Source organism: Streptomyces mirabilis, from assembly GCF_018310535.1.
GTDB lineage: Bacteria > Actinomycetota > Actinomycetes > Streptomycetales > Streptomycetaceae > Streptomyces.
Genome location: NZ_CP074103.1, coordinates 14600 through 37957, shown reverse-complemented (window position 1 = coordinate 37957; position 23358 = coordinate 14600). Strand labels below are relative to the sequence as shown.

Annotated in this window: 19 protein-coding genes and 1 pseudogene; 1 reads left to right on the top strand and 19 read right to left on the bottom strand. The window is 69.3% G+C overall.

The features are described from left to right. Nucleotides 1–49: 49 nt before the first annotated feature. The 3 genes and pseudogenes from SMIR_RS40700 to SMIR_RS40690 form a co-directional block, all read right to left on the bottom strand. Complete coding sequence (locus SMIR_RS40700) at nucleotides 50–820, bottom strand: hypothetical protein (protein ID WP_212728540.1); 771 nt, start codon at nucleotides 818–820, stop codon at nucleotides 50–52. A 26-nt stretch (nucleotides 821–846) separates the two neighbouring features. Continuing rightward, nucleotides 847–1662: a hypothetical protein gene (locus SMIR_RS40695; RefSeq protein ID WP_212728539.1), complete on the bottom strand. Its 816-nt coding sequence runs from the start codon at nucleotides 1660–1662 to the stop codon at nucleotides 847–849. 90 nt (nucleotides 1663–1752) lie between these two features. Continuing rightward, a pseudogene (locus SMIR_RS40690) lies at nucleotides 1753–2175 on the bottom strand (HU family DNA-binding protein); the annotation flags it as partial. A gap of 296 nt (nucleotides 2176–2471) precedes the next feature. Here SMIR_RS40690 and SMIR_RS40685 point away from each other — a divergent pair. Beyond that, a complete protein-coding gene (locus SMIR_RS40685) occupies nucleotides 2472–4070 on the top strand; it encodes an ADP-ribosylglycohydrolase family protein (protein WP_249938672.1) in 1599 nt (532 codons plus the stop codon). 332 nt (nucleotides 4071–4402) lie between these two features. Here the strand turns inward: SMIR_RS40685 and SMIR_RS40680 are convergent, their stop codons facing one another. From SMIR_RS40680 to SMIR_RS44105, 16 genes are all read right to left on the bottom strand, one after another. Then, the gene (locus tag SMIR_RS40680; protein ID WP_212728538.1) at nucleotides 4403–5746 is read right to left on the bottom strand and encodes a hypothetical protein; all 1344 of its coding nucleotides are present in this window, start codon (nucleotides 5744–5746) and stop codon (nucleotides 4403–4405) included. A 251-nt stretch (nucleotides 5747–5997) separates the two neighbouring features. Further along, entirely contained in the window at nucleotides 5998–6768 is a 771-nt protein-coding gene (locus tag SMIR_RS40675; protein WP_024127001.1) for a GP88 family protein, read from the bottom strand. After that, nucleotides 6761–7216 (bottom strand): hypothetical protein, encoded by a 456-nt coding sequence (locus tag SMIR_RS40670; RefSeq protein WP_249938671.1) that lies wholly within the window; start codon nucleotides 7214–7216, stop codon nucleotides 6761–6763. The genes SMIR_RS40675 and SMIR_RS40670 overlap by 8 nt, the downstream gene beginning before the upstream one ends. A 75-nt stretch (nucleotides 7217–7291) precedes the next feature. After that, the gene (locus tag SMIR_RS40665; protein WP_190149015.1) at nucleotides 7292–7798 is read right to left on the bottom strand and encodes a hypothetical protein; all 507 of its coding nucleotides are present in this window, start codon (nucleotides 7796–7798) and stop codon (nucleotides 7292–7294) included. A 230-nt stretch (nucleotides 7799–8028) separates the two neighbouring features. After that, entirely contained in the window at nucleotides 8029–8457 is a 429-nt protein-coding gene (locus tag SMIR_RS40660) for a hypothetical protein (protein ID WP_212728536.1), read from the bottom strand. Nucleotides 8458–8619: 162 nt separating this feature from the next. Then, nucleotides 8620–9084: a hypothetical protein gene (locus tag SMIR_RS40655; RefSeq protein ID WP_212728535.1), complete on the bottom strand. Its 465-nt coding sequence runs from the start codon at nucleotides 9082–9084 to the stop codon at nucleotides 8620–8622. Nucleotides 9085–9098: 14 nt separating this feature from the next. Beyond that, the gene (locus SMIR_RS40650; protein ID WP_212728534.1) at nucleotides 9099–11363 is read right to left on the bottom strand and encodes a hypothetical protein; all 2265 of its coding nucleotides are present in this window, start codon (nucleotides 11361–11363) and stop codon (nucleotides 9099–9101) included. After that, nucleotides 11363–13990, bottom strand: coding sequence for a hypothetical protein (locus tag SMIR_RS40645; protein WP_212728533.1), 2628 nt, complete (start codon nucleotides 13988–13990; stop codon nucleotides 11363–11365). Before SMIR_RS40645 ends, SMIR_RS40650 begins: the two co-directional genes overlap by 1 nt. Continuing rightward, on the bottom strand, nucleotides 13990–14391 hold the full coding sequence (locus SMIR_RS40640; RefSeq protein ID WP_212728532.1) for a hypothetical protein: 402 nt from the start codon (nucleotides 14389–14391) through the stop codon (nucleotides 13990–13992). Before SMIR_RS40640 ends, SMIR_RS40645 begins: the two co-directional genes overlap by 1 nt. A 79-nt stretch (nucleotides 14392–14470) precedes the next feature. Beyond that, nucleotides 14471–15586, bottom strand: a complete 1116-nt coding sequence (locus tag SMIR_RS40635; protein ID WP_212728531.1) for a DUF4417 domain-containing protein — start codon at nucleotides 15584–15586, stop codon at nucleotides 14471–14473. Then, nucleotides 15583–16929, bottom strand: a complete 1347-nt coding sequence (locus SMIR_RS40630) for a ParB/RepB/Spo0J family partition protein (protein WP_212728530.1) — start codon at nucleotides 16927–16929, stop codon at nucleotides 15583–15585. Before SMIR_RS40630 ends, SMIR_RS40635 begins: the two co-directional genes overlap by 4 nt. A 34-nt stretch (nucleotides 16930–16963) precedes the next feature. Further along, nucleotides 16964–17980: a replication-relaxation family protein gene (locus SMIR_RS40625; RefSeq protein ID WP_249938670.1), complete on the bottom strand. Its 1017-nt coding sequence runs from the start codon at nucleotides 17978–17980 to the stop codon at nucleotides 16964–16966. Then, on the bottom strand, nucleotides 17977–20463 hold the full coding sequence (locus SMIR_RS40620; RefSeq protein ID WP_212728529.1) for a type IV secretory system conjugative DNA transfer family protein: 2487 nt from the start codon (nucleotides 20461–20463) through the stop codon (nucleotides 17977–17979). The genes SMIR_RS40625 and SMIR_RS40620 overlap by 4 nt, the downstream gene beginning before the upstream one ends. A 31-nt stretch (nucleotides 20464–20494) precedes the next feature. Next, nucleotides 20495–20980, bottom strand: a complete 486-nt coding sequence (locus tag SMIR_RS40615; RefSeq protein ID WP_212728528.1) for a hypothetical protein — start codon at nucleotides 20978–20980, stop codon at nucleotides 20495–20497. 223 nt (nucleotides 20981–21203) lie between these two features. After that, nucleotides 21204–22661 carry a peptidoglycan DD-metalloendopeptidase family protein gene (locus SMIR_RS40610; RefSeq protein ID WP_212728527.1) on the bottom strand — a complete coding sequence of 486 codons (1458 nt, stop codon included), beginning with the start codon at nucleotides 22659–22661 and terminating at the stop codon, nucleotides 21204–21206. Then, on the bottom strand, nucleotides 22654–23328 hold the full coding sequence (locus tag SMIR_RS44105) for a Cif family virulence factor (protein WP_249938669.1): 675 nt from the start codon (nucleotides 23326–23328) through the stop codon (nucleotides 22654–22656). Before SMIR_RS44105 ends, SMIR_RS40610 begins: the two co-directional genes overlap by 8 nt. Nucleotides 23329–23358: the final 30 nt, after the last annotated feature.

Below are 23358 nucleotides of genomic sequence, written 5' to 3'. Positions count from 1 at the left end.
AGGAGAGGGCGGCCGATCGACCAGACACTCACACACTACACATTGAAACCTAAATACACAACACAATGGGGTGGGGTGTTCCCTCATCGCCGCATGACACGGCGAACCGGGCCGTCAGCAGCGCCACGCACAGCGCGCGGATTCCTCCCTGCTCCCACAGCGCCTGGGACTCCGGCACCGCAGCCGGCCACCACTGCACCGATACGCCGTGGCGCACCACGTCGACGGCGACTCCATACCCGTCGTCCTCGCTCCAGTCAGCCATGCGCACATGCGGGCGCAGCACCTCAACAGCACCCTCGTGGAGGCGGATCGCCTCCTCCTTCGCGCTGCGCGCGGCCCTTCGCAGGGCATGGGCCTGGGCGGCGGACACCGGTCGGTAGACGGTGCTGGCCTCCTCGTTCTCCGCCATGACGACCAGGGCTCCCCCCTGCGCCGCGAGCACTCGGTCCCGGCCGACTTCGGTGACCAGTTCGAGCAGCTGTTCCGCGGAGACGGTCGTGTCGGGTCCGCTCTCGGGAACGGCGGAGGCCCGGTAGTGCCCGTGCCGCACGAGGTCCAGGGCGTGCCTGACGGCCAGCATGGCGCGGGCCAGCTCGGTGGAGCCGGGCTGCCCGTTCGCGGCGTAGCGGGTCAGCCGCTGGTGGACCACGGCCGCTTCCCGCTCGTCGGGTTCGTCGAACTGGCTGGGGATCACCTCCCGAATGGCGAGGTCGATCACCTGCGTCAGGTAGCCGGCGCCGAAGGGCCTGCGGCGGAGCAGGCGAAGCGCCAGCTGTTTGGACGAGCTGGCAAGGACGGTGGCTGGAGCCTCGGACACGAGGTGACTCCTCCCTGATTCGCCGGTCACGAGCCGGGCTGGTGGATGTACGCGATCCACGCCTCGTACTCGGCGGCGCCGAGCACGGGGGACGGGACGATGGGGGCGCGCCCGAAGCACCGGTCACAGGGATGTGCGCCCAGTTCGGCGCCGGTGGCATCCCCTCGGCGGCCTGGCAACGCTGTGCCGCAGACGGCCAGGTCCGCCGGAGTTGACGGGTCCAGCCTCAGATGCAGGTCCTGGCCGTGAAGGACCGGGCGGACCACGACGCCCCCGGCTTCGGAGTCGGGGCCGAAGTGCCGCGCCAGAAACGTGACGGCACGGGCGTGGGCGGACTGGGCTCGCTCCGCCAGAGTCCGGGTGTCATCCGGCAGTTGTTCGACGGCGCGCAGAGGCTGCCGCATGTCTGCCGCCAGACGGTCGACGAGGGCCCGGCCCTCGGTGAGGAACTGCGGCGCGTCACCGCGGGGGTCGTCGCTACGCTGGCCGACCCAGATCCAGGACAGGGGCACGAACGCGGCCAGCTCGCTCAGGAGTCCGTACCGGCGGCTGACAGCCCAGGTGGCGTATGTGGCGCACGGCCGGTGGGTGCAGGAACCGGCCGGCGCCTGGCAGGCGCGCAGCTCGAAGCGGAAACCGAGCTCGGTCGCGGCAGTACGAAGGATGCCGAGCTCCGCCAGCGCGCCGCCCTGTTGCGGCCTTGCCCACCAGGCCGGTACGCCGCCGACCGATGGGCCGGGTTCGGTGCTGTGCCCGAGCCCCTGCGCCTCCCCTGAGCGGGCGGAGGCCAGAGTTCGGTGAGCAGAGACGACGCGGGCGCCGTCAATCACGAGGTAGGTCATCAGGGGGTCTCTCCGATTCGGCCGGGCGCAGCAGCGCCCGGCCGTCGAGATGGAAACGCCAGAGGGACGGGGGTCCGGCGATGGGGATCAGGCGAGCGACTTCATGGCCTTGGCGGGCTTCTTCGGCGCGGCCTTCTTGGCAGCCGCCTTTTTCGCCGTGGCGGCGGAGGCGGCGCCGCCGGTGAGGCTGCCCTTCGGGGCCTTCTTCACGGCCACCTCGCTGCCCTTGGGCAGCTTCTTCGCGCCGCTGACGAGGTCCTTGAAGCCCTGCCCCGGGCGGAATCGGGGAACGGAGGTCTTCTTGACCCGCACCCGCTCACCCGTCTGCGGGTTGCGGGCGTACCGGGCCGGGCGGTCGACCTTCTCGAATGCCCCGAATCCGGTGACGGAGACGCGCTCTCCGGCGACAACGGCGCGGAGGATGGCATCGAGCACATGGTCGACGGCGTCGGCGGCCTGCTGGCGGCTGCCCATCTTCTCTGCGACCGCTTCGACGAGCTGGGCCTTGTTCATGGCTGAACTCCTATGCATGTAAAGGGATTTGGGCGCCAGGCGGGGGGCGCTGGCATGGGGCCCGCGAATGGAAGCGGGGCGCGTCGTACGGAGTGGCATGAGCGCCTCCGACAACAACTACAGTACACATGAAAAAAATAACACGCAACGCTAATCGTCATGTTGACGAGAGAGGTGGGGCCGTGTCACTCTGACGTAGCGACAGCGGGTTGGAGCGCCAGGCGAGTTGATGCCGCGCTCCCCGCTACCGCCTTCCTCAGACCATCCACGCGGTACATGACCTCGGGAGAACACCCGTGAACACGAAGCTCGTTGCCTCCACCGCCGCCACCCCGATCCCGGCGTCTCACCCGCTCAGCATCCACGCCACCGACCGCGCAGCCGGCGTCCTTCTCGGAGCCGCGTGCGGAGACGCGTTGGGCGTGCCCTACGAGTTCGGCCGCCGACTGACCGCCGACGAGCAGCCCGCCATGATCGGCGGCGGCCTGGGCCCGTACAAGCCGGGCGAGTACTCCGACGACACGCAGATGCACGTGTGCATCGCCGCAGTCGCCGCCACCGGCGCCGACCTGACCAGCGACGGGGCGCTCGACCAGATCGCCCGCAACTTCCACCGGTGGCGTGACGGCGGCGCGAGCGACATCGGGAACCAGACCCGCAGCGTGCTCGGCGCCGCGAAGGCCCACAAGACGGGGACACCCGCACAGGCCATGCTGGCGGCAGCCGACGCCTACACCGCGCGCACCCGGTTCAGCGCGGGTAACGGCTCCCTCATGCGGACCGGCATCGTCGCCCTCGCCTACCTGGACGACGTCGAGGGAATGGTCAGGGCAGCCACCATGATCAGCTCCCTCACGCACTCCGACCCCGAGTGCGCCGAGGCGTGCATCCTGTGGTGCTCCGGCGTCCGCATCGCCGTACTCGAAGGCACCTTCGACGGCGTCCGCCAGGGTGTAGCGCTCCTTCCCGCAGACCGGCAGGAGATCTGGCACGCGAGGCTGGACGAGGCCGAGGCGAACCCGCCGCACCACTGGGAGCGGAACGGGTACGTGGTCACCGCTCTCCAGGCCGCGTGGTCCGCCATCACCCGCACGCCCGTCCCCGACCTGGCGCCGGAGCGCGACTCGTTCCCCGCCCAGCACTTCCAGCTCGCCACCGAGGCGGCTGTCCGCGCGGGCAACGACACCGACACCGTGGCCGCGATCGCAGGCACCCTTCTCGGGGCGCGCTGGGGCGTTTCTGCCATCCCGCTCGACTGGCAGCGGGCGGTGAACGGCTGGCCGATGATGTCCGGCCCCGACCTCGTCCGTCTGGCCGTCCTGACCGCCCGCAAGGGTGACGACGACAGCGACGGCTGGCCTTCGGCCCCGCGCGTCAAGATTCCCGGCTATGCGGGTGCGGCCTTCACGGTGGCTCACCCGGAGGACTCCGGGGTCATCCTCGGCAACCTCCCAATGACCGAGTTCACCGGCACCCCGCCGGTCGACGCCGTCGTCTCCCTGTGCCGCATCGGGCAGGACCCGGTCTTCTCCCGGATCGACGCTGAGCATGTCCGCGTCTGGCTTGTCGACAAGGAGGGCGCGAACCCCAACCTCCACTACGCCCTTGACCAGGCGGCCCGCCAGGTCCTTCGGCTCCGGAAGGAAGGGAAGCGCGTCTTCCTCCACTGTGTCGCGGGCCGCTCACGCACCCCCGCCGTGGCGGCGGCCTACAGCACGCTCTTGGGAACGGACCCGCACACCGCCCTGACGGAAGTCTGGACGGTCCTGGGCAAGCACTGGACCCTCCTGGCGCACCCGCAGCTCCACGACGCCGTCTACGAACTGGCAGGGCAGCCGCCGTACCAGCCGCAGCCCCGCACCCGCCGTAGCCTCTTCTTCCGCAAGCGCGGTTGATTCCGGCACGGTGCGTGGCACCGCTGAAACCAGGGGCGCGGTCTCCGGCGGAGACCGCGCCCCTCTCGGTGCGCCGTCAGCTCGTCAGCGCCCCGCTAGGACAGACACAGCGACCAGATGCAGATGCACCCGGAGCCCGTCGGCCACATGGCCGACGGGCTCCGCGTTTCCGGGCCATCTGCGCAGCCCGTGGCCCCCGCCGGGACCGGACTTGTGACAGGCCGATCGCCTGGCAGGGCGACGCGCTTGCGGCGCGGCCCGGAGCCCGGTCGAGCGCGCGCCATGGGGGCCGGCGGCTTCCCGCCGGCCCCCGGCCGTGCCTCGCGCACCCTCTATGCCCTGGCGTCGAAGTTGCCGGACCCCCTGCGGCTGAGGACGAAGTCGTAGACGGTCCTGCGGTACCAGTGGTCTTGAAGGACCCGGGGCTTTCCGCCGTCCCCGGCCGTCCGGTCGGCGAACGGGACTTGCCCGCGGGCGTGGTAGGCGTGGATGGTCTCGCGCGCGAGGGGTTCGCCGCGGGTGGCCATGCCCAGCACCTCGGCGAAGTCGTAGATGTCCAGCAGGTCCAGGGGGTCGCCCTCAGGCAGCGGGTTGACCAATGCCGGCCCGGTGCCCTTGGCGGCCGCCCATACGTGTGGGCGGTGCTCCTTCACCCACACGTCGACCGCGTGCGCGGCATACGTGCGCGGACGGGTGCGCAGGGGCGTCGGGAAGGCCCGGCGGATGACCTTCTTGCCGTCTCGCTTCTCCTTGACGCTGATCCACTGCAGCCCGGTGCGCTCGGAGACGCCATACCGCGGGCCGATCATCTCCGCGGTCAATTCCGTCTGCTCACCGCGGGCTTCGGACACCGCCTCATCCGCCGGCGCCGGCTCGACCTGGACGTCGGCAGAGGAGTCGGCTGCCGGCGTCTCGGGCCACGCCTGACCCGTCAGTTCCGTACGACGCTGGGCCGCGGTCCAGGACCGCCGGCGGTTGTGCCGGACCCACTCGTCCACCTCGGCCGCGCTGTAGCCGTTCTCGCCGGCCTCGGGGAACCCCTCAACGCGGGTCCACCCCCTGGCCGTCTGACCGCTCACGCTGTACGTGCTCGCGATGGCTTGGGCATCGACGTACCCCGTCCGCGCGGTGGAAGCACGTTCCGAGCTCTCGCCGGCGGCTGCAGGGGCCTGTTCAGCGACCGCCGGCTCCTCGGACGTCTTCTGGCGGCGCATGCGACGAGGCCGGTTCACGAACTCGTATGCCGTCTCGCGGAACCACATGCGTTCCGTCACCTCCGGCCGCTCCCCGTCCCCCGGCTTGCGGTCGGGCCCCGGCATCTTCTTCCGGGAGATATACGTCCGCAGGGTGACCTCGGGCACCGGTTCCTTCCGCCCGAGGGCCTTGCCCTCCCAGGCGGCGATGTCCGACAGCTTCACCAGGTCCTTCGGACCGCCCTCGGGCAGGCCGTACGGGTTGTCCGAGTCCTGCCCCTGCGCCCAGTAGACCGGGAGGTTCTCGCGCAGCCAGTCGTCCACCAGCGCAGCGTCGCGGACCAGGGTTCGCCCGGGACCGGACGGCCATCCCTCCGGAAAGCCCTCGAGCGTGACCCAGTAGGCCACGTTGGCTTCGTTGACCTTGTACTTGGTCGCGATGTCCTGCGAGGTCACAAGTTCATCGGCGTCGGCGGGAATCACTGAAACTCCTTGTCGGACCGGCAGTGAACCCGCAGGCCGTAGTCGTAGCCCCGAGGGTGGGGGCCTGGGTGGAACGAGCTTGAGCTGTGACCGGCATCGCCGGCTCCTCTCCGCGCCGGCGCCCTCGATCGTGCAGGGGCAGGCGCTAAAGTACATCACGTTTGGCTAATAGGCAACGTCAGTGCCCGTGGGGGTGCCTTCGGGGAGAGGCGGTGATCCGCCCCTCCCCGAAGGCACCCCCACGTGAGCGGTCAGTGCGCGAGGGCAAAGTCCTGGTCCGTGCCCGAGTTCTTCGCGCGGAGCTTCTTGTCGCGCGCCCGCTGAAGGCTGCCGAATGTCTCCTGCCCTTGCTTCTTGAGAAGGTGCGGGATCCGATTGGCCGGGATTCCCACAAGAGGGGACTCGCTGAGAACGGAAAGGAGGTCGGATTCGGTCTGGTCGGTGTAGTCGGCGGCGATCAGCGCCTCCACGGTCGGGAAAACATCCGCGTGCCGCTCGGTCTTCAGGTCGATGAGGTGATCCTCCTTCCCGCCCAGGCTCCAGCACCAGAGGAAATTTTCGGGTGCATCGTCCACAACCAGCCGACGAAAGCGGCTGATTTCCTTGGTGTAGCAGTAAAAACGAACTCCCGGCGAATTCCTCATGATGCGCGTCCAGGTGAGGAGGTATTCATCGGAAAAGAACTCGCCTGAATCATGCAAGCGAATCCATTTTCCGGCGTATCGCTTATGGCTGAGTTCTTCCGTCATTCGCCTCTCGAACTCTTCAGGGGCGTCCCGGCAGAGGAGAAGATTTCGAATGTGAGCTGCGCGGACATTCTTGAACCGGTACGTGCCGACCCGGGCGTAGCACAACTGGGCGCACACGCCCGCCTGGGGGCAGACGTTGAAATGACTGCCGTCAGGCATTTCGATCACAAAAGCCGGAAGCGTCCAGTTGAATACGCCGATCCTCCTCAGGTCCGAGTTCTGGGTGAGGAGCCGCTTGGGCTTGGTGCTGCCGGTCGTGTTGTTCTCAGACATCTCGTTCCTCGTGCTTCGAAGGGGAGGAGTGGGTGGGTGAAATGCCGGGGCAGCCGACATGGGGGCGGACGCACGCGTGGATTCCCAGCGCGGTCACGCCGCCGTCGGCTCTCGCGAGCACGGCGAGTCCTTTGGCGATGGCGGTGCGCGCACTGCGCTGGTGGTGGCCGCCGTACTGCGCGTCGTCGCCGTGGCTGGCGATCAGGTCGGCGGCTCGCGCCGAGACGCGCGCAATCTCGAACTCCGGGAGGTCCCGGAACTCGGCGATGCACAGCGGGACCATGAACAGCAGCCACGTCACCCACGCCGGTGACGCCGAAGTCGGGGCGTCTTTGCGGACGTCGACGACCCGGCCGAAGGGGCCGTGTGCGTCAGGGGTGGGCTGGGGGTCCGGCTCGTGCTGCACAGGTTCTTTGGCGGCGGAGGGGCCGGGTATTGCTGTCGTCATGGTGAGGTGTCGCTTCATGCAGGGCGCCCCCGGCTGCATCAGCCGGGGGCGCCAGTGGGCAAGGGGGGAGCGTGATCAGTCGCCGCGTGCGAGGCAGCCCGCGGCGTGCGCGGGGGAGGTACGGAGGCGGGGGGATCCCCCGAGCGTGTCGCGGGCCTGGAGGAGGTAGTCGCCCAGGTCCTCAAGGGAGTTGATTTCCTCGGCGGGAACCGGCGCGCCGCACCGCTCGCACGGGGCGAGGAGGTCGAAGACGAGGCGGCGGCGGTCGTCGTAGCTCGCGAGGAAGGTCAGCGTCCTGTCCGCGAAGGGGATGGACAGCGCCACCGCGGGGAAGTGCTGGCCGTCCGCGACGAGCGGATGGATGTCGTCGTCCTTGGCACGGATGCTGACCGGGCGGTTGAGGGAGCGCAGCGAGAGGCGGTGGCGCAGCACCGCCTCCACCCAGTGCAGTTCGGCGTCCTGACTGTGGAGGGCCGGGTCCGGGCCGATCTGAGCGGGCTGGCCGGTCCGGGCGCGCTTCACCGCGGCCGTAACGGCTGCGTTCTCGACGTAGTTGAAGGGCTTCTTCATGGTGCTCGGCATGGGGTCTCCGAGAAGGGTCAGGCCCGTGATCGGCACGCTGGCGCGTGTCAGGGTCACCAGGGCTGGAGTCGATGGCCGCGAACTGCGGCTCCGGCCGGCGAGGTCTTCCCCGTCCGACACACACCACGATACATATTGAAAGAGGAATACACAACGCATCGCTTGAAGTGACGGCCGACCAGCTGCTGCCCCTGGGAGAGCAGCAGCGCGGCCGGCCGGTGGACGCCGGACTACGCCGGCGCGGCGGTGAGCTGTCCGACCTGGTCGAGCAGGAGCTGGGCCCGGGCGAACGCGGCTGCCTTGTGACCGTACGACGGAACGACCAGGTGCATAGTCTCGTGAGCCAGCGCGCGGTCCGCTTCCTCGCGCGTCGTCACCAGCTGGAGGTTGACGGCCATCAACGGCACCTTCAGCCGCGCGCTCTTCGGGCCCAGATACACCTGGGCTGCGTAGTGCGAGAGGAACGGCATGCCGCTGATCGACGCGTACGCCGCGAGGTCCAGGACGAGGTGGAAGTCTCGCTGCGAGACGGAGGCGAACTTCTTCGCTCGCCGGCGAAGCCAATGCACGTCGACAGGCAGGTTCCGCTCGTCCTCCGGCAGCGGGCTCCGCAGTTCGGCGTGCCGCTGCTCCGTTACCGGGTGGGCTCGATCTGCCATGTGCTTCCTCCTCTCGGGCGCGGTCTGGATCTTGCGTCGATGCTGTTCGGCATGCGGCCGGCGCAGCGAGACCTCGCGGTTCCTCTGCGTGGCCGTCGTGGCCTCGAGGCCATCATGCCAACACGCCCTCTCGCCGCCTCTTCGGTGCCGGCGCTGGGACCCTCATGCGTACCGTCCGTGCCATGAGTCGGCGTCCAGGCGCTTGAGCGCGGCGTCCTCGTCGGGGGTGAGCCGGTTGGTGAAGTCGTCCCAGTGGATCAGCTGCTCCAGCTCGGGGCCGTCGGCCGGCTCGATGCGTGCTCGCTGCCCACTGGTCAGGTCTATCTCCACCCCGTCGTCGACAAGGGTGCCGCGAGCGCAGGTCAGGGAGCGCCGGCGGGTGGCGTTGAGATTGAACAGGTAGCCGCTGCCGTTGTCCTCGCCGCCGACCAGCGGCCGGATCCACAGAACCTGCTCTGGCTCATCCTCGTCCTCGACCCGGTGGTGCCGGGCGAGGGCGGCGCGGAAGACCTCCGTCCCGTCCGGGTCCCACACGATCAGGCGCGCGCCGGCGTCCACTGGGTCGCCCGTGGGGCTGTGGTTGCCCGCGACCAGGTCCGAGAATCGCTGTCGCCACTGCTGTGTCATTCGATCGCTCCTTGTCAGCTGTAGTCGTCGGTCGTGCACAGGACATCCTCAACGGCCTTCCCGCCCATGTGGGTGATGCCACGTGAGGCGAGGGAAGCGAGGATGGTGGTGCGCTCTGCGGCGGTGTGGCACACGATCCGGCTGGGCGCCTCCGCTCCGAACAGGTCGAGCCCGTTCCTGAACATGACCTCGTTGCCGGCGGCGGAGAATTTCGCGATCTTCATCGGGTCGCGGGTGATCGCGCTCTCGTTGTAGTTGTGGTGCGCAGGGTTGATGGCGCCGAAGTGGTCGCCGTTGTAGGCGTAGTAGTCACTGCGTCGCATCAGCACGCTCGGGTCGTCCCAGATCAGCATGCCGCCGCTCGGCTGGCTGGGAGTCTTCTTGACCCGCAGGAACACGCTGTTGGCGCCGCCGGTCATCTTGTCGGCCTGCTCGCTCATGCCGAGTCCGCCGCCGATGCCCATGACGGCCCGCTTCTCCGTGGAGGCCAGTACGCCGGTTCCCAGGAGACTGGCGAGCGCACCGCCGTGGAGCCCGTGGGTCAGGGACCTCCCCTTGAACGCCCCCTGGATCTCGGCCTGCTTCCCGGTCACGTCGAAGCGAGACCACGTCAGCCACTTGCCGGAGGTCGACGGTGTCGGCTCGTAGCCCGGGCTGGCCGCCAGTGCGGCCCCGTCCGAGAATCCGGAGGCCTTGGCCACGGCGTCCCGGACGACCTCAACCTTCATCGGCAGCACCTTGTGGGCGGCCTCCAACTGGATCCGCTTCATTGCAGTCTGCAGGGCCCCGCTGTCGAGGCCCATGAGGGTCTCCATCCGCTGGTGCACGATCTCCTGAACCTGAAGGTCCTGAAGTCCCTGAGCCGTGTCCATGGCCGCCTGCATGCCGGCGGCCCCACCGAGCCCCTGCGCCTGGATGTTGTTCGACAGGTACGTCCACTCACCCTCGGCCGCGGTCATCGGCTTGTTCATCAGGTGGAGTTGCTCCAGGCGCTCCACGAGGTCCTTGCCGTGGCCGGCGCCGGCCGGGGCGTGGACTTCGAGCTGCCCGCGCAGCGAGAACTCCGTGTGCTTCGGGTCGTTGTCCTTGTACGGGCGGTAGACGGCGGTCCAGCCGTCACCCATGTCGATCTCGTACTCGGTGCCGTTGGCGGAGCTGCGGGTGACGCCGTCCCAGGACGACTGGCCCGTCTCCGGGTCGAGGGACGCCTTGATCCGGCTGGCCTTGCGGACCGTCGCGGCGAGCGTGCCGGGCTCCGGATCCCCGTTGGGCACCGGTATCTGCTTGGTGACCATCTTGGTCTCGGTCACCTCGTAGGCATCCATCCACGGCATGACCGACCCGCCGTTGTCGATCTTGTCCTTCACGACGTTCAGCTGGTCCATGTAGTGCTGGGCCATGGCCTTCTCGTCGTCGCTGATCGACGGGTCGCTCAGGACGGCGGAGACCGCGTCGACGGCCGCCTGGTGCTTGGCGATCGACGCGTCCGACATCTCGGATCCGGTCTTCAGCTTGTGCTGCACCGAGCTGATCGCGGTCTTGGTCAGCTCGGCCAGCTTCTTCTCCTTGTCGAGGTCGAGGCGCTCCTTGACCTCCTCCTCGACCTGGATCTCCTCCATGTGGGTGCCCGGGATGCTCAGCGCGTCGAGGAGCTTCTCCTCGGCCTCCTCGGATATGTGCGTGAGCAGCACCTCCCGCGGGCCGTCCGGCGAGTCGTAGGCGACCAGGGTGGCTTCGGAGTTGATGAAGTCGTCCCCGCCCACGAGGAGCGGCGTGCCGGTCGGCTCGCCGACGGGGGGCGCGGCCGGCACCGGCGTCAGCGGCGGGTCCGTCTCCTCTTCCTCCTGGACCTCCTCGATGTCGTCGGCGTGGAGCAGTCCAGCCTCCTCCGCCGGCGCCTCCTCACCACTGCCCTGCAGCTCCCCCTCGGCCGCGAGGCCCTCGGGCTCGGTCGAAGCCTCCTGGAGTTCCTCCTCGGGTCCGGTAGCGGACACGTCAGGCTCAGGTGCGGGTTCGGCGCCCAGCAGCGCGTCGAGCTCCGCCGAAGCGTCCTCGGCAGCGGGAGCTTCCGCAGGGGGAGCAGGTTCGGCAAGCAGCTGAGATAGCTCCAGCTCCTCGAGCTCGGGGATGCCCGTGCCTCCCGCGGCCGCGCCCGTGAGGTCGGTCCCCTCGGCCGCATCCGGCGCTCCGGTGATGTCCGGCGGCGCTGTGGGTGCCTCGGCGAGCGCGGTTGGGCTGACCGCGTAGCTCTGGTGGCTCGACTTGGATCCGGTTCCCATCAGCTACCACCGCCGTGCTTGAGGGAGGCGCCGGAAGGCAGACCCATCTGCTTGACGAAGAAGTCGGCGAAGTTCTGACGCAAGTTGTTCTTCCTCTCGACTGCGTGGTCCAGGAACGCCGTGGCGATCTGGGCGTGCGTGACCTGGGACTGCGGGACTTTCAGCGCCTTGGCCGCCTTGCTGCGCATCTGCGGCACCCACGCCACGCCGGCCTTGACGCCCTCGTGCGCGGTGGAGTGCAGGATCGAGCGCAGCTGTGCATCCGGCATGGACTCGAACTTCTTGATCACCGGGTGTGCGGCGGCAGGACTGATCTTGACGCCCTTGGCCAAGCCGCCTCCCAGGGCTGCTTGGTAGAGCTTCTGGTGGATCGGGGTGAAGCCGCCTCCGCCGCTGGGGGCGTAGTCGACCGACAGCTTGTCCAGGCCGTAGTGCTTGAAGGCCTGCCCGCGATCGATCTGCACGAGGCCGCCCGAGGGCGTGGCCAGCCAGTTGTCCTGGTGACCGTCGTGCTCGCCGACGAACCAGGAGCCCACGTGCGACCGGACGATCGCGTCGACCTGGGACTGCGTCCACTGGCTCGGGCTGGACGTGAACGGCTTGGCGTCCTTGAGCAGCGGCTGGATGGAACCGGCCGTGCCGTCGGCCTTCTTGTGGTGGTACACCGGCACTGCCGGCACGCCGCCCAGCGACAGGACTTGGGACGCGGCGGCCTCGGTGTGGCCCAGGGCACCGCCGTGGTTGTGGTCGGCCTTGAACATCCACTGCGAGCCGTCCGGGCCAGCATGGACGGTCTTGGCGTACGTCCCGCCGAGATTCGACACCTTGGTACCCGCGCCGAAGGACCAGCCGGCGACCTCCTTGGGATCGACGTAGGCCGGGACGTCCTGACTGGTCGCCTTCGCCTGCTGCACCTCGGCCATCAGCGCCTGGATGTTCGCGTTGAACGACCCCGGCTTCGGCGCCTTCGCCGGCTTCGCTGCGTTCGCGGCCGGCTTGGGCGTGGCGGTCGCGCCGTTCTTCGGCAGCTTGCTCGCCACGGCCTGGACCGCCTCATCCGAGGCCAGACCCCCATCGGGCTTCGCCGAAGGTGCCACGGCGGCTGCCGACTTGGCGGTCTTGGCCGCTTCCTTCTTCGCGACGTCCGCGTTGACCTTGTCCTTGATGGCCTGCTGGTCGTACTTCTTGTTGAAGCTCGCGGCGATGTAGTTCTGGACCTGGGCCCGCGTGGCCTTGCCGTTGTTGTCCATCCCCAGCTCGGCCGCGACGGTGCGCAGGTCGGCGAGCTTCTGCTTCGCGGCCCACGCCTTGAAGTCGCTGGTGATCTCGTTGGGCTGGAGATACTTCCCCGGCCCGAGGGCCGGGTGCTCGGCATACGGGGTGTCGCTGGCGCCGCCTTGCTGGGTTTGGGAGTACCAGTTGTTCACGTCCGTCTGCATGTTCCGGACATCGCCGGCATTCTTCGCCCACTCGGCGATCGCCTGCGGCGCGCCCGGGTCGCCCGCCGACGGCAGGTTCAGCGGCTGGTCGCCTCCGGGGGCCATCGCAACGTGGGCGGCGTAGCCGGCGTCGAGGTCCGCCAGCTGCTCCTGCCTCTTGGCCGCCAGGGCCTTGAGCGTCTCCACCTGGCTTTCGGGTGTGTTCGGCCGCATCAATGCCACGAGCCCGTGACTACCGAGGTGCATCGCCTCGGTCTCGCTCAGTTGCCCCGAAGCGAGAGCCTGCTGCACGAGAGGCTGGAGGTCCTTCGGCGGCAGGTACGCGTGTTGGAGAGCCTCGTCGACCGCCAACTTGGCCTCGGCCTTGGCCTTGGCCAGGTCCTCGCCGAGCTCAGGACAGTCGGCCGACGCCACCTTCTGCTCGGCCGCCAGCATCGCCTGCAGGGCCTCAGCCCTCTGCTCCTGAGACTGCGGCCCGTAGCTCTTCTTCGCCTCGTTCCAGGCATCGATCGACGCGGTCACCGCCTGGGCGGAAGCCGCGACCTCGTCCGGCGTGGCCTTCCAGGCGCCGCCGCTGAGGGGCGGCTCGGTTCCCTCGAGCTCGTGCAGGTCAGCCAGCGTCATTCCGCCGACCGTCTTGCCGGCGAGCAGCTCGTTGTACCGGTTGAGAGCGGCGGCCTGGATCTTCGCCTTGGACGGGATGTCGCCCGGGTACGCGGGGTCGAGCCAGTGAACCAACGGGTGCTGGCCCTTGCCGGACAAACCCACCAGCGCCGGGTGTTCGAAGCCTTTGGCCTCGGCAATCTCGCGCAGGTCGTCCTCGTCGAGCGAGTTCAGGTAGGCGAGGGTCTGCGCCTTCAGAGCCTTGGTATGGGCCTCAATCTCCTCATCGGAAGCGCCCGCCTCCTTCAGCTTCTCGATGGCCTCCTGAGCCTGCTCGACCTGACCGACGAAGGCGTCGTACCGCTCGACGGGGTCCGTCGGGACTTCGTCCTCGGGGTCGAGGGCGAACGGCGGGTCGGTGATCTCCTCCATGAGGTTCATCGCCATCAGGAGGTCGGCCTTGGCCTGGACTTCCTCGTCGGACATGGGCTGCGCCGGCGCTTCCGCCACCACGTCGTCCGCCTCGGACGCGGTCGTGGGCCCTACGGCGTAGGAGGCGTGCGAGGACTTGCTGCCCGTACCCATCAGCCGTCACCCCGCGGCGGAAGCGCAGGGATGACCTCGGCGAGCAGTTCATCCAGGACGAGGTCGGCGGCATGGGTGAGGTCAAGCGCGCCATCGGGAACATCTGCGGGCTCGATCGCGCACACGCCGCCGGACTGCGCGATCCAGCGTTCGATGTCCTGGCTGGTGGTGGGCGCGCTCAGGCGCTCTCGCCAGGGGTCGGCCGCCTCGTAGACCAGTGGGACCCAGCGCACGACCGGTGCGGCCTGCTGCTGGCCCTCGTCGAGGCCGAGAACGGCGACGGGGTCGACCGGAAGGCCGAGCGCGGGGTGCCAGACGAGCAGGATCCACAGCCGCCAGGCCGGAGCGGCCGTCGGCGTCTGCGCTGTCTCGGCATCAGGGTGGTTGGTGTCGGTCGTCATGGAGGCTCCTCCCGTAGGTGCTTTCACCTGCTACAGGTGTGGGAGGAGCCGCCGGTGTGACAGTGCGGGCGAAGAAGTTTCAGCGGTTCGGCAGGAGCGAGGCCATGTACTGGACCGTGGCGGCGAAGGCGTCCTCGCTTCGGGCGTGGACATCCTCGCGACCGTTGGGGGTCATGATCGCGCCGTGCAGGGCGTACTGATGCGGGTTCTGGGAGATCAAGGTCAACCGGGGACCGAAGATCTCGGCCATCTCGGCGATGCGGTTGGCTCGGGACAGGCCGGTGAGGAAGACCGGCATGTCCTCGGGCAGATGCTCGGCAAGCCAGTGCAGGCCGGGCCGCTCCCAGCTGTCCCAGTCGGCGTTGTCGCGGACGGTCTGCACGTTGATGGCGATGCCCGCCGGCTGGGTGTCCTCGATCCAGGCGAGGTAGCGCTGGAGGTCCTCCAGCCGGAACCAGTACACGTTCGGTACGACGTTCACGCCGGCCTCTGCGAACTCCTGGGCGAGCATCAGGCTGCGGCGCATGTTCAGCAGGTGCTCGGTGCGGGGCCAGTCGCCGTAGATGCTGTAGTTGCACGAGAGCACCAGGTCCCACTCCTGCTCAGCGATTCGCTCGACGAGCCTGTCGCGTTCGCGGCGGGTCCAGAAGGCCTCGACGAGGGGGTCCTCGCCGTAGCCGACCAGGACGGCCTTTTGGTGGTCCCCGAGGGCGAGGGCCTGGCGTGCGGTCTGCTCGGTGAAGCGCTTGTAGAGCGTGTGGGTGTCCGGGGAGAAGACGCGCCGCAGCCCGACCCCGTAGGCCGGCCAGTTCAAGCTGGTGTCGAGCTTGGTGATGGCGCTGCCGTCAGTCATGGGGATGAAGGACGGCAAGCCGGCGGGCAGGGTGCTGTCGACGGTGATGTCGTCGAAGGTCAGGGTGCCGCCGACGTCGGCCATCCACCCGGCTATGTCGGTCCGGCTCCCGCACCGGATCGGGCACTTCCGGGTCACGCACGCGTTCGCCGGAGCGTCAGCTTCGGCCGCCGCGCACCCGCAGAACCGGCAGTCCGAGTTCTGGCCGGTGCACAGCGGCTCGACGGTGGCCGGGCCTCCCCGACCGTCCGGGCCGGCGTAGAAGGCGCAGCTGTTGCAGTCGCATCCCCGGCCGGGCAGGGGAACGCCGACGGTCGGGATGGGCAGGGAAACACTGGTCATGCGGCTTCGCTTCCTTCGTTCATCGCGTCGTGGTCTGTCTCGCCGGCGGGGGCGTCGTCGAGGTGGGTACTGAGCTCGCGCAGGGCGAGACGCAGGGAACCGCGGTCGTAACGCGCGATCTCCTTGCCGGCGCGGACCTCGACCAGCAGGCCGCGGATTCCGTCCAGGGCGGTGCGGATCGTGTCGGTCTCCACGGCCGGGCGGCTGGGGGCGTCGTCGGCTGACAGCGCCGCCGTGCCGGCCTCGGCCGCCGACGCCGGTGCCAGCTGCGCCGTACCCTCCGCCACCGAGACCTCGGCCGGCCCTTCCTGGCCGATTGCCGACGGGGCGGCGTCGTCCTCGCCGTCCTCGGATTCCTTCTGAGCTTCTGGGCTGCTCAGGACCCGGGTGAGCTTCGCCCGGCGGCCGGCGTTCGCCGCTTCCTGACGCTCCTCGGCTTCGGTGATGACCTCTTCTGGGTCAAGCTCGGGCTCCTCCAAGCCGACGTTCACGGCGGTCGGCAGCAGGTGGAGCCGTTTCGAGGACTTCAGTGCGGCCCAAATGCCTTCGGCAGCCTGTGCCCGGCCATTGCGGAGCTCGGCGAACTTGATCCGCGTGTTCAGGCGGATCGCCGCCTCGTCCATCTCCTCGGTGAGGTCACGCGGCAGCGCGCGGAACGCACGCACGAGCTCGCCGGCCTTGCGCTCGTTGAGTTGCAGCCCGAGCCGGTCGAGCACCTCGCTCCAGGGAGCGGCACATGCACTGTCGGTGCCGCGGATCTTCTCCAGAGCGTGGAACCGCTCTGCCGGGTCGGGAATCGCGTAGACCTCCTGGGGCACGGGCTTGCCGGCCTTGAGGAGCTTGCCGACCAGGATGGCGCACCGCTGGTACAGCAGGGCGGCGGCCTGCTCGCCGGGCCGAAGAGGCTCACGCGCGAAATTTTCGACGAAGCGCCACATGTGACGCTCCTCTTCGGACAAGGGACCCGGGCAGAGCACGGCGGGCAGGGCCTCGAAGTGCGGGTTGTCCGGCCGGTTGACGGCGCCCCAGCGCATCGCACGCAGTCGGCGCTCCCCCGTGACCAGACGGATCGTCGGCGCCTTCCCGTCGACGACGATCTCCTCGGCCAAGACCGGCTCCAGGAGGCCGATGACGGACATGGAGGAGATGAGGTCGGCGAGCTCGGACGGAGGCAGGGAGTCGGAGGGGTTGCGGGCGTGGGGCTCGGTGAAGGGTGCACCCTGGCCGCGCAGCGGCAGCATCTCGAACCGCCGCTGCCGCAGCTTGACGCTGCGGTGCAGGATCTCGGTGAGCCGGATCATGCTCCCGCCGTCGGGCGGAGCCTCGAGCGAGGTACTGGTCATGGTGCTGCTTCCTTCAGGGCCGGGGCGCGGCCGGTCACTTCGTGGCGAGGTAGAGGTCGGTAGGGGCGGGGCGGGCGGACTGCGTGCCGCTCAGCAGCGGGGTGAAGATCGGGGCGAACGGCCCGTGCTCCTGGAGTTGCTGCAGGGTGGTGACGCCGATGTGGATGTCGCCCTTGAGCCGGCTGAGACGGACGTCCGCCGCGGCGCGGGTGTAGAGGTCCTCGGTGCGCGCGGCCAGCCGCTGCGGGCGCCGGTCCGGCTCCCCGGCCTTCGGCGGCGCCGCGTCGAGAATCACCAGGACCCGGGGGAAGACCGGGTAGTTGTACATCCACGCCGGCCGCGTCGCGTTCGGGGTCCGTCGCGTGCGGTCCGCACTTTGCGGGACGTACTCGTACAGCCGGCCGTAGGCCTGGAGCTTCGCGGCGAGCCGCGCGGAGGTCATCGTGGCGCGGTCGAACTCGACGAAGAAGCTGAGCATCGTGCGCCGGCCACCGCGCTCCATATGCACGTAGTTGAGGACGGCGTCGCTGATGACGTGGTCGTCCTCGAAGCGGCGCTGCCCGTCACGGATCCGGTTGGCGACCTCCGGGGTCCAGTCCAGCGGACCGCACTCGTGGCCGAGGCGGCGTGCCCACTCGACGAAGGCCACCCCGACCTCGTTCACGCCGAGCGTGTGCGCCTGACGGGCCCCGGCGACCGACTCGGGCGACACCCGGTAGGGCCGGGAGGGCAGCTCTCCGGCTTCCTCCACCGACGCGGCGCCGGCTTCGGTGAGGAACCACAGGAACGGCTGGCTCTGGACGCGCCCGCGGCCGCCGGGTCCGTGTGCCCGGATCCGGTCGACCAGCCCGGCCTGGTGCAGCTCGCCGAGCTGCCAGCGCAGGTACACGGGACGGCCCGGCCGCTTCTCGGGCAGGGTCAGCAGCACATGCAGTTGCGGGGTGGACAGCACTCGGTGCTGGTACAGCAGTTCCAGGATTTCGCGGCCGAGCGTGTGAAAGCTGCGCGTCGGCGCCGCCGTCGCGGGCGACTCGGCAAGGGGCATGTTCATCCGAGCCTCGACTGGTTCTGGTGGGGATTGATCGGGTGCACGTTGTTCGGGGTCTCGTCAGCCGGATCCGGCTGCTCGCCGCTGATTAGGGTGCCTTCGCTGTCGTGGACCCGAGGCTTGGCGGGCCCACCGGTGGACACCGTGCCATCGGTCGGTCCACCGGAGCCTTCGTCGTCCGCAGGTGCGGCTTCGTCGAAGTCGGGCTCGTCGGGCGGCACATCGGCGCCGGTGGGATCGTCGTCGTCCGGCGGAACATCGAGGGTGACGATGAACCGGCGCAGCCTCAGGTCCAGCCGGCGCAGGTCGGTGAGGATGTCGCGCACCGAGCGGCGCTGCAGGTTCTCGTCGATGGCCCGTGCCAGCCGCTCCTCGTTCTGCGGCCGGAAGTAGTCGCCGTACAGGTCCTCCACCGAGGCACCGCGGACACGGAACGGGTCGCTCGTACCGCCGTCGAGCGTCACCGACATCACGTAGTTGTACCGGTTGAGCTGGACGATCGTGTCGGGGGAGACCTTCTTTCCCCACCGTCGGGTGACCAGCGTCGCCTCGTCGACGTCGGACGCCGTCGTCGAGAGGATGGACAGATTCTGCAGCAGACCCTGCCTGGTGGTGGCGCTCAGCCGCTGCGCCATCTGCGTCATGGCGAGCAACTTCACGTTGTACTTGCGCAGCTGCTCGGTGATCTGGGCGAGGGTCCCCTTGGACGCGCCGTCCACGCTGGTCAGCTCGTCGATGAAGGTATAGAAGTCGCGGCGCTGGTCGGGCGGGGTGTCTCGTCGTGAGAGGCCGGCGCGGAAGAGGTCGTAGATCAGCAGGGAGCTGATGATGCGGTCGACGTCGCCGGTGCCAGCGGGGCAGACGAAGACGATCTTGCCGGTGTCCATGGCGTGCCGGATGTCGTACGTCGACCGGCTCGACCCGAGGAACGCCTTGATCGCGTTGCTGGACGACAGGCGCTCGATGATGTTGGTGACGACCGGTACGGCTTCCTTGCTGTAGCTCGGGAAGACGTTCTCCCAGAAGTCCCGGATGTCCTTGGGCAGGTAAGGCAGCACGTTGGTGCGCCAGACCGCGTCGGTGAGGATCGTACGGATCTGGAAGACGGTGGGCGCCAGCTCGGGCCGCCCGGCGCGGCAGACGTGCCACGACAGGTAGACCAGGGACTCGACCGCCCTGGTGAGGATGGTCTTCGCTCGGCCGGCGCTGTCGCTCCAGTTCAGGGCCGCGGCGAAGCCGGTGACGATGTACTGGACGAGGTCGGGGATCTCCGACTCGCGCCGGCGCTCCATGGACAGCGGATTCCAGGAGCCGACCAACTTGTCGAGCTCCGGGGACGTGAGGTCGATTTCCCAGATCCGGTCGGCCAGTTCTTTGTGCGCCAGGTACGGGCGCGCGCGGGTCCAGCCGTCGCCGTGTGGGTCGAGGAAGAGCACGCCGAACCCGTTGTGAGCCAGGGCGATCGCCTGGACCAGCGACATCTCGGTCTTGCCGAAGCCGGACTTGCCGAGGAACAACGCGAACAGCAGGTACTTCAGCGGGACGCCGGCCAGGCGCTCGCCGCCGCCGGACTTGGATACCCAGCCGAGGGGGAGCAGGCCCTGCTGTCCCGTCCACGTCGGGAGGGCCGCCGGAGGGGGCGGCACGACCCCGCCCGAGCGGGTGATGTTGGGGGCGTTGTTGTGCTTGGTGGGCGGCTTGAGCAGGCCGGCGATCTCCTGGGCGGTCACCCAGGAGTGCCGGCGCGGCACGAAGAGTCCGGTCTCGAAGCGGCGGTCGAACTTGCTCCGGTAGAACCAGTGGTCCGAACGGACGCGGGTGACTCCGAGGTGGAGGCCGACGGGCCGGAGGTGGTTGTCGCCGGACCACGGCTCCAGGGCGGCGAGGATCTGGTCCAGCAGCATCCGGGCCCGGTACTCATCGCGTGCGCAGGTGCGGACGAGCAGCTGCATGGAGAAGACCGGCTCGGCGCCAGGGGCGAGCTTGCCCATCGCGGCCTTCATGTCGGCGACGCGGTGGGTGCGCTGCTGCTGGTGGTGCTGCCGCTGCCGGGCGCCGCCGCCCTGGTTGCCCTTCATCTCGGTGGCGATCTCGGACATGACGGCGCCGAGGTCGAAGCCGAACCGGTTGGTGCGCTGTTGCGGCATGCCGGGTATGGCCGGACCGTCGGACGGGTTGCGGCGGGCCTGGGCGAGCAGGCGCCGGCGGCGGCTGCCGACCCGGTTCGGGGCGACGGGAACGAGGTCCAGCATGACGTCGGCGCTCTCGCCGAGATCCTCGCGGACGTCGGCGACCGCGTTCGCCAGGGCCTCGAGCGGGTCCGGGGTGAGCGGCACTTCGCGCAGGGCGAGGTGGTCAGGAAGGGCCAGGGCCAGCTCCGCGCGGGCGTAGTGCATCTCCCGGGTGGCCGGCGTGTCGCGGACGTCCGCATCCGGCTTGGCGAGATCGACCGGCGGTGCGACGGTCGGGTCTGGTGCGATGGTCATGATCTACCTGTCTGTGGTGTGCGTCGGGGCGTCAGGAGCCGAGCCGGATCTGCGGCTGTTCGCGTGCAGCACGGCCGTCGGCCTCCACGGGCCTCATCTCGACCTGGGCGTAGCCCTGGTGGCGCAGCACCGACATCGCTCGGTCCGGGCCCTCGACCCTCATGGACAGCGCTCCGTCGGAGCAGGTGAAGCGGACGCGGAGGGCGCTGGTGCGGGTCGAGGTGACGAGCCAGCGCGACACGCTCTTGTGCGCGCGGGCCATCTGGTGCCCGAAGCGGATGACCTCTTCCGGCTTCGGGTCGAAGCCTGTGGTCGGCAGCACTTCCAGGGCCGTTCGCTTGGACATCGGGCCGCGGGAGAGGGCCCAGCGGACCGCGGCAGCGACACCGCCGACGACCAGGGCGACCAGGGCGACCCACCAGGCGTTGGCCATCACCGAGTTCGCCAGCTGTTCGGCGTGAGCGGGAAGGTCCCCGGTGAAGCCGATGACGCCGTCGATGAGGTCGGTCGTGGTCATCGCCCACCGTCCGCGGGCAGGGTGGGCGGCGCCGCGGCGTCAGCCGGAGCGGGCACGGGGGAAGTCGGGAGCACGGCGGCACCTCCAGAGAGCAAACGGGCCTTTCGTCTGCTACAGGTGTCGGGATCCGGCTCGGTGTGACACTCCGCTCCGAAATTCTTCGCCGAGTTGCGTCGGCCGGCGCCACGGCTCCCCGCAGGGAGCGCGTGACGCCGGCCGTGGGTCAGATCTTCACGCCGTGACCGCGGAGGTAGGCCAGCGGGTCGATGTCCGATCCGTACTCAGGCCCGGTACGTATCTCGAAGTGGAGGTGCGGGCCGCTGACGTTGCCCGTGTCGCCGGACCATCCGATCCGGTCGCCACCCTTTACCTTCTGGCCGACGGAGACGTTCAGCGAGGACTGGTGCGCGTATTGCGAGTACTTGCCGTCCCCGTGCTTGATCACCACCTGGTAGCCGTACGCGGAGTTCCAGCCGGCCGTGACCACGGTGCCCGGGCCCACCGCGCGAACCGCGGTTCCCTTGGGTACCGGGAAGTCCACGCCGGTGTGGTAGCCGCTCGACCACATTGACCCCGACACCCCATATCCGGTGCCGATGTGCTCGTCGGCGACCGGGGCGACCCATGAGCCCGACGTGCCGCCTGAATCGGGCTCGGTGTAGTCCGGACGCTTCATGATCAGGATTCGGTCCGTCCAGAACGAGAGGGGCTCGATCCGGACGCGGGCACCGGTGTGCGGCGCGTCGATCACCTCTCCGCCGCCGATGAACATGGCGACGTGCTCCGGGCTGGAGGCGCTGCCACCGGAGAAGATGAGGTCGCCGGGGCGCAGGTCCTTCGCCGAGTTGATCTTGCTGCCGATGCCGACCTGGTCGTACGTGACCCTGGGGAGGTTCACGCCGACCTTGCTCCAGGCGTACTTGACCAGGCTGGAGCAGTCGCAGCCGGTAGAGCCCACGAACGGGGGCTTGCAGCTGCCGCCCAGGACGTAGGGGGTGTTGTAGGCCTCCTTGGCGCCGGCGACGACCTTGGCCAGGCCACCGGAGACCTTGCCGTCCATCGGAGCGGCCCACTTCTCCGCCCGCTCCCGGATCTCGCGGACGTAGTCCCGGGTCTCCTTGTACGGCGGGATGCCGCCGTACTGCTTCACCGCGCCGCCGCCGGCGTTGTACGCGGCGAGCATGTTGTCGACGACGTCGCCGGGCACGCTGCGGATCTCGTCGGCGAGCTTGCAGTCGTAGGACACCATCGACGGCACGGCGTCCTCGGGATCCAGCGGGTCTGCGCCGCCCTTCTTGTTGGCGTCGATGCCCTGCGTGGCCCACGTGGAAGGGATGAACTGGGCGATCCCGAGCGCGCCCGCTCCGCCGTCGGGCGGGTTCTTGCGGAAGTTGGACTCCTGGTAGAGCTGGGCGGCGATCAGCGAAGGAGTGGTCTCCGCGCAGCCGTAGTCCCGCACCGCGTTGAGGATGATCGGGCGCAGCCAGTCGGGGATGTCTTTGGTGTCCGACAGGCCGCCGCCGAATCCCGCGTTCTCCAACGCGTCGCTGGTGTTGTCCTCACCGATCGCCGAGGTCAGCGCCAGCACGGCAGCCAGCACCAAGCCGAAGCCGAGCAGGCATGACAAAAGGATCGCGATCAGTACTCTGCGCAGGGCCTTGGACTCGGCTTGCTCAGACATTGGGAAGCCCCACGACGCGCCAGCTGCCGTCGGCGCCACGGTGGAGCTTGAGTGCCACCTGTTCCTCCGACGCGGTGGCGGCCCCCGTGGCCGGCGTCTCGGTCAGCCTGTAGATCACGCGCGCGAAGGCGGAGTCCTCGGTCGGCGCGGGAGCTCCGTCCGGCAGTGACACCCGCAAAACGGTGACCGTCACCTGGACCTGGCGGTCCTTCCAGTTCAGCCACTGCCGCCGGCCGGCGCTGCCGCCGGTGTGAGTGCGCAGGTCCTCGGCCAGATCGCCGTCTGCGTAGGCGGCGGCGCGCCGGGAGGCGTCGTCGAACGAGGTGTCCCGGCCCGGCCGGGCGTCGTGGCTGGCCCACGCGGTAGTGAACCCCCGGGCCGCCTCCTGCAACGGTGCGGGCAGCGAACTCGGCTCCGAGGCGACGGGAGACTCGGTTGGCTCGGCAACGGGCGAGGCCGTCGTCGAGCGTGCGCTGCCGGAGCTGCTCCCAGTGGCAACGGCGGAGGGTCCGGCCGTACGCGCAGAGGATCCAGGGGTGGCGGGACGATCGCTCCCACCGAGCCCAAGGAAGAGAGCGACGCCGACAGCTGCCAGGACTGCCGCAGCGGCGAACAGCACGATCGTCCCGCGCTGGGCGCGGGCACGCGCGACATCGGTTTTCGGCATGAGGGTCCCCCGTGAGGTGGTTCTGGTGCG